Here is a 9886-nt window from a genome sequence, read left to right on the forward strand (position 1 = left end):
GCTGCGTTGCTGGTTGCTGCCGGTATTTACGACAGCGGCGGCCAAAGACATCGTATTCATAATGCCAAATATCCCCATTGGGCAGACTGACACGAATGAGGCGATCTTCTTCATCCCAATGATAGAAGCTAGTCTGGGCCCTGAAACCATCACGTTTCAGGGTTTTCTCGACCATACGGCCATTGGCATCGTAGCGGAAAACATTGTCTCCCTGACGCACTACCCGCCCGGCTTGCTGATATTCCAGTGCCTTTTCCTGGCGCTTTTTGGCGAAGTCGATAATCCGGCTATTTGAAGTGCTATTCGGGGAACTGTTGCTAAGCTGGTCTTTGTTTTGCCCATCCTCAGCCCAAGAGGCTATGGCCGTCAGTTGGAGTTCGGAGTCATAGCTGAATTGGCGCCGCTCACTGCGTGTATGCCAGGCGCTGGTGCGTTTTTCTGCCACGATTTGCCCAAGGGCATTTTGGGTAAATTCACTGCGGCCCCAGTGACCGTCTTCGATGGCGGTGATCCGGCTCAGAGCGTCATATTCATAACTGCGGGCAATGCCACCAAAGCGGCCAGGTAGTTGCTGCTCTGTCCCCTGTGGGCTCCAGGCATCCAGGTGCTGACGTTTGAGCAGTCCCTCCGGGGTGTACTCCTGTCGCAGGCAGAATCCAGCCTGGTTACTGCGACTGGTTTCCCGGCCATAACGGTCGTATGCCAGTGTCAGCGGCTCAAACCCAGAAGCGGCAATCGTTGCCAAACGGCCGTGTTGCCATGTCTGCAGTTGCTCAAGCAATAAGCCATTGGCACGAATTGGACGACCCGCGGCAGTGTATTGATACTCAATCGATTGGCCATTTTGCGTTTCAGCAATCAGCCTGCCAAGCGCATCATAGCTAAACGCCAGCTCAGACACGGCATTACGGCCTTTAAGCAGTTGACCGGCCCCGTCGTATTCAAAATGGCTATTGTTCATCACCATTTGCTGCGAGTTACGGGTTTGCTTTTGCAGCAAACGGCCACAGATATCGTAGAAGAAATGAATGCTGCTGCCATCAGCCTGGGTTTTGCATATTACCCGGCCGGCCTTATCGTAATCGAAGCGGTTACGACGACCATCAAGGTGACGCTCTTCAACAATTTGACCGCTGGAATTGTAGTGATATCGCCACTGCTCACCTTTGCTGTTGGCAATGCCGGCAAACTGGCATTCTCCGTTATAGAACAGCTGCAGTTCATGGCCTAAAGGATCGATACTGGCTTGCAACAGGTCAAACGCACCGTAACGATATTGCTGGCTGTTGCCATTGGCATCAGTCGCTTTGACCAGATTGCCTTCGGTATCATATTCGAAGTGCTGGCGTTTGCCTTGGCTGTCCACCACCCCAGTGACCAGGGCACTTTGCCCCAAATAAGTATACTTGTGACACTGGATCCCTTGAAGCACCCGGCTTATCCGCCCCAGATTGTCATATTCCAGTTTTAGCGGTTCAACGCCGGGCAAAATGACTTCGCAGGGCAGGCCTGACACCTTGTCATAACCAAAGCCGGTCTGCTCGCCATCAGCATCGATCGCCCAGGCCATTTGCCCCTTGGAGTTGTACTGCCAGTAACGGCTGTGGCCCAAGGGGTCAAGCACCGACAGCAGATTGCCGCGGCTATCGTACTCATGCTGCCAACTGGCACCCAATTCATTGGTGAAGCTAAGCAACCTGCCGGCTTCATCATACTGCCACTTAAGCTGACTGCCGTCCGCCTGGGTCAGCTCGGCAAGTTGCCCCCACTCGTCACGCTTGAACGCCTGTTGCTCTCCCAACTGATTGCGTTGGGATACCAGTTGGTTGTCCTGCCATTCGTTGTAGGTGGTATCGCCATTGGGCAACACAACACGAATAATATTGTTGCGCTCATCCCTGTGATAGATTTTGATACCATCCAGCGGACTACGGTAATAGACAATCCGGTTATCATCATCGTAATGCAACGCGTCACAAAAGCGCTTGTCAGCGCCTCTGGAGCGAATGGCCCGCCCCTGACTGTCATAGTCATGTTCAACCCAGGTGCAGCTCATGTCCTGCCAGCGCAGCAACCAGCCCTCATCCGAGTATTGGTAGTCAAAGCTGTGGCCCGGATCGGCCCGGCATGATGTCAGATATCCTTTGTCGTTGTACTCATAGGCCACCAAGGTTTTCAGCGCCTTGCCATCGGCTGTCTGCAACTCAAGGCGTTCAATACGTCGCCGGCTACCATTCACCTTGATACGCCGACCGTCACTGAGCAAAATCCCTTTCAGTTGGCCGCGGTCATAAACAAAATGATGGCGGTTACCGCTCTGATCGCTGATGGCTGTCAGCATCAGCTTGTTGCCCAAAGCATGATTGAAGGTGTAGTCAATGCCGCTTAAATGGCGCATCACCAACAGCCCGTCGATGCGGCATAACCGCCACTGTGGCATATGAGCCGCCCGATGAGCGGCGCCTTCTTCAGGGATGACAAACAGCGCCTGGTTATACTCACCGTCAGTAAAAGTGGCCTGATCACCACTTAACACCAGGCTCATATCCCAATCCGCGCGCCAGCGTCTTCCCAACATACCGGGTTCGACATCAGGTCCTGAGTGATAGAAACGCTTAAGCCCTAGCGCCAATATTCCCGGCAAACTGAAATCTGTGCGCCAGTCAACCACATGGCCGGTAGCCATATCGATGGGGCAACCATTGGTGCATTTGCCCTTGGCGCCTGGCAATACCTGGTTACTGGCATCCACTTCAGCCGTGGGCCCACTCATATCCCGGATTTGAGCGTCTTTCCCGGCATTCAAATCCACTTCTGGATGCTCGGTATTTTTAGGTCTGGGAGTTCCGGTCAGGCGAGTAACCACCTTGCCAATAAATTCTTTTACCTTGTTGCAGACCCAGTCCAGCATCTCTTTGAGCTTGCCGGCCATGGATACCATGATGTCAATAAGCGAACCAAATGCCTCTTTCATCAACCTGAGGATCCAATGGCCGCCATTGACCAAGGCCAGCTTGAGTCCGTCGATAATCTGTTGCAGCAGTTCCAATGCCTTGGCACCGGCATCTTTGATTTTGTCAGCAAAGCTATTGAGAAACTTCACCAGGTTTCCGTTGGATAAACCACGCAACATCTTGATGCCGGCTTGGATCGCTTCCGGACTGTTTTTGGCCAGAGCTTCAATAATGGCTTTACCGGACTTTTTCAGAGCATCACCAACACCGGGAACAAACCCAACCAGTACCAGACCACCAATGGCCCAGTGCATGGGATCGCTTCTTAGCGCTGCCTGAGTGTATGTCTGCCAGCCCCATTCACCGAGGTCGTAGATATCCATCGCCTGACCGACTACAGGGATGAAGCCCAGCGCAATTTCACAGAACAATAAAATAGCGCTGTTGTCCCCGGCCTTGCTGACCACTTCGGCAGGAAGACTGACATGAATTTTATAAATGGCCTCGCGCAATCCCATCGAGCCACGATTAATTCGGTCGTTTAATTCCCAGAAGCGCTCGTAGGCGGGTTCATATTCATCCGGTACATTCAAAAACAGACTGGTGTCATCAATATCAATATGACGCTCACTGCTGTCATCAGCGTCATATTCAATGAAGCCTTTGTTTCGCAGCAGCGTGAACAGAGTGAAATACTCTCCGGCAATGGCAGCATATTCGCTCTTAACCTGTAAAACCGGGTTATTCTCTTCGGTTTCTTTGGGGCGAAACTCATCGCTCCCTTCATCAAGCAGCAGTTCGAAAGCGCCACAGGGCATTTCTTCAATCAGGCAGAGCCCTTTCTTGTCTGTCTTGCCTTCAAGCTTTTTGTTATTACTGTCAGTCAGTATGAAAGGGGCTTCGGGCACAGGTTGACCATCATCGTAGTGATAAAATATCAGTGCCGTGCAACCGCACTCGACGCAACTGCCGCGCAAGATATTATCTGTGGTGAAGTTCTGCTCTGCAGCAACTTCACTGGAGATCAACTCTGCCTTGCGATTCTGACTCATGATGCGACTTCCTTATCCAATTCGGCCTCTGCTGCGCGAAATAGCTTGTACATCCTGTCTTCAGCGCCTTGTCTTGGAGCATCGAGGATAGATTTCGCCCAGGGCAACTGCCAAAAATCATCGCCAAACAGGCACGCGAGCGTGAGAAACTTTATCTGCTGCTGCTTGCCACTGAATCCGTGCTGCTGGGCCTGATTAACATGCTTTGAGATAAAACTGAGGCAGTCGTCTGTGGACCATTGTCTGGTCACGGGATGATGTTGTTGCAGGTGCGTCATGTAGTCACGATAAGTGATGGCTTCAGCCATCTGACGCAGCGCCTGATACTGGGGGTCAGTCAACACTCTGGGTGTGCTTTGCTGCGCTAACTGCCACTGTGAACCCTGTTTGGGTTGCCAGCGCGTGATCCCATCGGCGTTAATCGTCACCAAGGCCGCCGCCGGACCCAAAAAGTCAACGGCTTCTTCAACCGAACTGGCACTCAGCAAGGTTTCCGTTACCTTCCAGTCGGCAATGCGTAATAACTGGGTGTCATCACCGTCTGCTATCCAGGTCCAACTGCGCAAGTGATGTACCAATAGTTGCAGTTGCTGAAGTGGCGTGTAGGCCTGCATATCGCCTTCCAGCACCCAGGCCATTCCCCAACCGGGCTGGCTGCATATTTTTTGCTGCAACTCGGCCCAATTACTGCCATGAGCCCGGATAAGACACGGGGACAATGATGCGTGCAGCCTTCCCAGTTCCCCCCAATAGAGCCGGTTGAACTCGGGAGTTTCAGGAAGCTGTGATTCAGCTATACCTCTCACCGCTTCATTGAGTGTTGGATCTGCCAGCAAAAACACCGAGCCAGTGACCAATAGCTGCCGCCATTGCTGTTCATCGAGTTGTTGTTGCTCTAATGCTGCTATTGCTACCACATCCCTGTCCTCTGGCTATTGCTCCAATGGAGGCAACCAATCATGAAAATCCATATCGCGACCGAGCGCCGCATCATTGCATACTTTTTGCTGAAAACGTCTCAGCGCCTTTCGATAATCACCATCCGTACACAAGGCCAAAAACACAGGATGGATAAAGTAATCTTTCCCCCAGACGAACCTGCGCTGTGCCATGATTTCACAACTCCTGGCATCTGCATCAGCAAACTGCTGTTGTACCCGTTGCAAGGTATCGAAATAGACGGCTCTGATATCCGCCGGCGAAAATTCTCTCCTGTGATAAGGCTGTAGCCTTAAAAACAGTTGCTGACTTTGCAGTTCACGCCGACTCTCGCGCGTCAAAAGCTCATATTGCTGTTCACTGAGTTGTATTTGCTCAAAAGCGGGTTCAGCCACTTGGTTTCCGATTGCCAACAGTCTCCAAGCTGCGCCTTCAGGCAAATAGAGGCCTTCCAAACCAGCGACAAAACTCTGTTGCTGTTCATCGCCCAGGGTTTGCCACAGCAATGACAGTATGGGAGCCGAAAAACTGTTAAATGGAGCGACTATGCCCTGAGGATAAAGAGCCTCAGTTCGCTGCAACCAAAAAGCAATGACTTGTTGCCAATCAAACCAGGTGGTGAACAAGATGCACCGCTGCTCTGCCCCTGGTTGTTGCAGCAACCAGAGCATCAGGGTCTCACAGGGGCTACCATCACTGAGCCTTAACAACAAAGGCTGCAACCCCGGTGCCGAGGCCAGCGATGCAATGGGAAGGCTGCGCCACTGTGCTCCCGGGGCGGTACTTAAAACTGACCATTGCTCATCAAACCCGGCGATATCAAATGGCTCTATCAAGGCATAGCAATAATGGCTTTGCCTGCCACTGATGATCTGGTGCATAAGCATGGATTGTGCATTCCCTGACATTCAACAACATCCTTGATTACAACAACAATCAGTAACCGGGTTTGCCTTCCTTAGCCCATATTGCCCGAACTTCTTTCGGTGAAAGCGGTGGAAAGCTAACCCCCTTCTCTTCAATAAACTGTTTGGATTTCATCAACCACTCGTAGTTGTCCGAAGATGACGATACCAGCCCACGGGACAGCTTTTTATGTATATTCCAGGCTAAATCCGCGCCGGTATCGTTACTGTGGGTAAAGTCGGCTCCATGCTGCAACAGGAAGTACACCATTTCAAAGTCGTTGATGGCAGCAGCGTATTGCAAGGCGTTACTTCCAGGCCCATCGACAGCATTCACATTTGCATCGTGATCCAGCAGGATCTCAACAGCCTCCTTATTGCCTTCTCCTACGGCCTGAAACAAGGCGGGCTCTTGATTACGATCCACACTGTTGGGATCCCCACCGGCCTCAAGTAACATTTTCAGCCAATCAGTATCCTCATTCCCGGCTACAGCCGTAATCGCATTGTCACCATTCGCTCGCTTAAAGTTAGCGTCGGCCCCAAGTTTGAGTGCCAAAGCCACCGCCGCTTTATCCTGCTGTAAAATAAGCCATAGCAGAGGGGTAATATCCTCGTCACCATGAATATTGAGGTCTTGTCCATCAGTTAACGCTGCTCTGGCCTCTTTTTCATGGCCTTGCTGAATATGCTGAAGTACCGTCACCATTTCCGGCTTAAAAAACTGCTCAGCATCCATCTGTGACGCCACCCAAACCAAAGAACAGAGCACACATGCCAACCGCATACTTAAGCCAGACAAAGCGCAGAACACCACTAATTCTCGAACGCTTGGTAACCAGCTCTTCCCTCTTTAGCCCAACGAGTTTGTACTTCTGCAGGAGATGGCGGGGGAAATCTCACCCCTTGCTCCAAAAGGAAAGCTTTAACCTTCAATAACCACTGATAATTGTCACTGTTCGCGTTAAACAGTTTTTTTTGTTCGATATCATGGATAATCCAGGCCAAATCAACTCCACCATTGGAGTATTGCCTATAATCTCCACCATGATTGAGGATGAAATAAACCAGCTCCCATTGGTTGATAAAAGCGGCATGAAGCGCGGAGTTTATCTCTGAGGCATCAATGGCATTAAGATCAGCACCGTATTTCTGTAACACTCTTACAGCCTCTATATTAGATTCCCCAATCGCCTGAAATACAGCCGGCTCTCTGTTATGATCAATACTATTGGCATCTCCGCCTGCCGCCAATAATATTTCAAGCAACTCAATATCTTTGCCCCCTGCGACAAAAGTAATAACATTGCCACCATCAGCCTGTGGAAAATTTGGATCTGCCCCTAGTTCCAATGCGAGCTTTATCGCGTGCTTATCATTTTGTGTAATAAGCCAAAGCAGCGGCGTAATATCTTCTTCGCCATGCATATTAAGGTCTAATCCTTCCACTATCATGGCGCGTGCTTCTTTTTCTCGCCCTTGCTGAATGTGCTTTATTAACTGAACCATTTCAGGCTTAAAAAACTGTTCGGCATCCATCTGTTTTCCTCCTACTCCACAAGCACTGAGTACACCCGCTATCAATAAGCCAAGCCAATGCCCCTTCTTCAGTTTCATCATGACTTCTGTTACCTTTTCGATTCATGCTAACCAGTAAGCGTTGTAATATCCTCACGCTTCTGTGTTTCAATACCTGCCACAACCTGCGCCATACCATGGCGAGTTGCGGGGTTCCATCCGCTTCCCTCCAACGAATGCATTTTCCCCGGCGCGCTTGGAAGCGTATCCCGAGCCATCAATACACCGCTGGCCAACAGTCCAAGACCAGTACCAACTGGACCAAACAGGCTCCCAATTCCTCCCAGAAGCCCAGGCAGTAACACTCCTCGCAACTTCTGCCCGCCTGTCAATATTTCACCATTGACCGCCTGAGTCTGGATCAATCCATCTATTTCGGCCATCGGCAGGCCACCAAAACGTTCAACTGTCTTTGGATGAAGTCCTGCTGCATTGAAAGTGTAACCAGGAATTCCCGTTGCTCCGACAGCACTGGCCGCTAAGCCACCTCCAAGAGAATGACCCACAATAACAAGTTGTTGCTCCAAATGAGGTGACATTGATGCTTGCCTGGCCAGCTTCATGGCTTGGTTATATTGCTTGGATTCGATTCCCATTCCCTGTTTAGCATTAGTTATCCAATCTTTCTTACCTGTTACTCGATTATTGGTTCCCCTGAATGTCAACATGGTTTCGTCGTTGATGGCTGATTTGAATAGCCCGGCGCCGAAACCAGTTTCTTTGTCCGAAAAGACAGCATTATTCAATCCCGGAATTTTGCTGGTATCCACAGCTTCCAAGCCCAAAGGCGGTTCTGGTAGTTCGCTGATGTGTCCCCGCTTGAATTCATCGACACGATACACATACTGGGCAGCTTCTGCTCGCAGTATATTGTCGTTATTGAAAGCCAATCTTTCCGACGCAGCCTTTTTGGCCGCCGATGCCGAGCCCGCATGACTTTGGCTCAATGCTTTACGGGCTTCATATCGCGCCTTGCGCTCAGCAACACTGTTGACCGGGTCATTCAGAAAAGACACCATCTCGCCGGCATCAGCCCATTGCATCACAGGCAATGCGGCTAAAGGCAGCAACTTGATGAAGGGTGCATTGTCTTTTGCCGCAGCCTCACCACAGGGATGCTCTGTCGACTGGTATGGCGTATCACCAATTAAGACGTCCCCGGAGCCTGCGGCTACCGAACCTCCACACCCGACAGCATCACCGTACCTGGCAGCCGCTTTACCATTGATAGACACATTCGCAGAGCCGGCAGAGATACTACGACCATGAATACCATGTGGCATTTTGGGACACGGGCAGGCGTGAAACAGGACCGAATCTCCCTTTCTGGCCGCTGGGATGCCATTGACGCTGACATCACCGCTTCCTGCCGTTATAGGTGTAGCGGGAAAGCATCCATGTCCTGCACAGCTATCGCCTATTCGGGCTGCTTTTGGCATACAGTTTCTCCCTTAACGCCTGTCAGCCAGATCGGGCTTGGTTGGCTCAGCGGGCGCTTCCGGATCGACAGCCTTGGGTTCCGTTGCTGTGCCAGGCGATCCACCTTCATTGATTTTGACTTTATTTCCGGAAATAGTGACGCCACCTGAGTCCAACTTGATAAAGCCACCCGGCCCCTTGATGGTCAATTCCTGACCGGCATCCAGCACAATGGTTTTTGCTTTCTGAGAACTGGCATTACCAACCTTAATCAGCAGATCTGCACCAATAATCCGTTCATCAGAAGCGGCGATATTGGTTTGGTTGCCCCCATCAATGCGAGTGATAAGCCCTCCCCCTATATAGCGCTTCATCGCACCGATTATCTTGTGAATGAAGTTCCGCCCGACCAACAACTGATGATCTCTGTCTGTCTTGGCAATATCGTCCTGCGCAACCTGGGTATGGCGGTTGTTTTTCACCAGTTGGAACTGATCCTGGCCTATGGTGATATGCTCATCCAAGCCGATTTCAGTTCGTTTGATGTTATTGATGACGCTATCCATGTCTTTTTGGGCATGGAGATAGATCTGCTCCCGGCTGGCCTCATCCTCAAACCTCAGTTCATTAAAACCTTCCCCTTTATGGGTTTGAGTTTTGAACAGTGTTCGGGTCTTGTGGTTAGGCAGCAGGTACGGGGTTGGATTGGCAGCATGATAAGTGCGGCCGGTAATGATAGGTTGATCCGGATCGCCTTCCAGAAAAGAGACTATCACTTCATGACCAATCCGCGGGATGGCCATAAAGCCGTACTGGCCACCGGCCCACCCCTGGCTGACTCGAACCCAACAGCTGCTGTGCTCATTTGCCTGGCCATATCTATCCCAAGGGAACTGCACTTTAACCCGGCCATATTTATCACAGAAGATTTCTTCATTCTTAGGCCCTACCACGGTAGCCATATGAGGACCCGTTACCAAGGGCTTGGTCTTGGGCATAGCCAACCAGGGAAGGTTACCCTCTATCGCATGAAAACCGT

At 51.0% G+C, this 9886-nt stretch carries 7 protein-coding genes; all 7 read right to left on the bottom strand.

Annotation, left to right across the window (positions count from 1 at the left end; genetic code table 11):
- The coding region (locus CX651_RS20425; protein ID WP_101057676.1) for a DUF6531 domain-containing protein at positions 1 to 4006 on the bottom strand (4006 nt) is incomplete at its 3' end.
- Positions 4003 to 4923 (bottom strand): DUF4123 domain-containing protein, encoded by a 921-nt coding sequence (locus tag CX651_RS19210; RefSeq protein ID WP_101057678.1) that lies wholly within the window; start codon positions 4921 to 4923, stop codon positions 4003 to 4005. The genes CX651_RS19210 and CX651_RS20425, both read right to left, overlap by 4 nt.
- A 15-nt stretch (positions 4924 to 4938) precedes the next feature.
- A complete protein-coding gene (locus tag CX651_RS19215; protein ID WP_146226028.1) occupies positions 4939 to 5853 on the bottom strand; it encodes a DUF4123 domain-containing protein in 915 nt (304 codons plus the stop codon).
- 28 nt (positions 5854 to 5881) lie between these two features.
- Positions 5882 to 6589 carry an ankyrin repeat domain-containing protein gene (locus CX651_RS19220; RefSeq protein WP_157822704.1) on the bottom strand — a complete coding sequence of 236 codons (708 nt, stop codon included), beginning with the start codon at positions 6587 to 6589 and terminating at the stop codon, positions 5882 to 5884.
- A 77-nt stretch (positions 6590 to 6666) separates the two neighbouring features.
- Positions 6667 to 7470, bottom strand: coding sequence for an ankyrin repeat domain-containing protein (locus CX651_RS19225; RefSeq protein ID WP_101057686.1), 804 nt, complete (start codon positions 7468 to 7470; stop codon positions 6667 to 6669).
- Between the two features lie 26 nt (positions 7471 to 7496).
- A complete protein-coding gene (locus tag CX651_RS19230; protein ID WP_101057688.1) occupies positions 7497 to 8867 on the bottom strand; it encodes a PAAR domain-containing protein in 1371 nt (456 codons plus the stop codon).
- Positions 8868 to 8879: 12 nt separating this feature from the next.
- The coding region (locus tag CX651_RS19235; protein ID WP_157822705.1) for a type VI secretion system Vgr family protein at positions 8880 to 9886 on the bottom strand (1007 nt) is incomplete at its 5' end.

Origin of the sequence: Shewanella chilikensis, assembly GCF_002836945.1 — a bacterium.
GTDB lineage: Bacteria > Pseudomonadota > Gammaproteobacteria > Enterobacterales > Shewanellaceae > Shewanella > Shewanella chilikensis.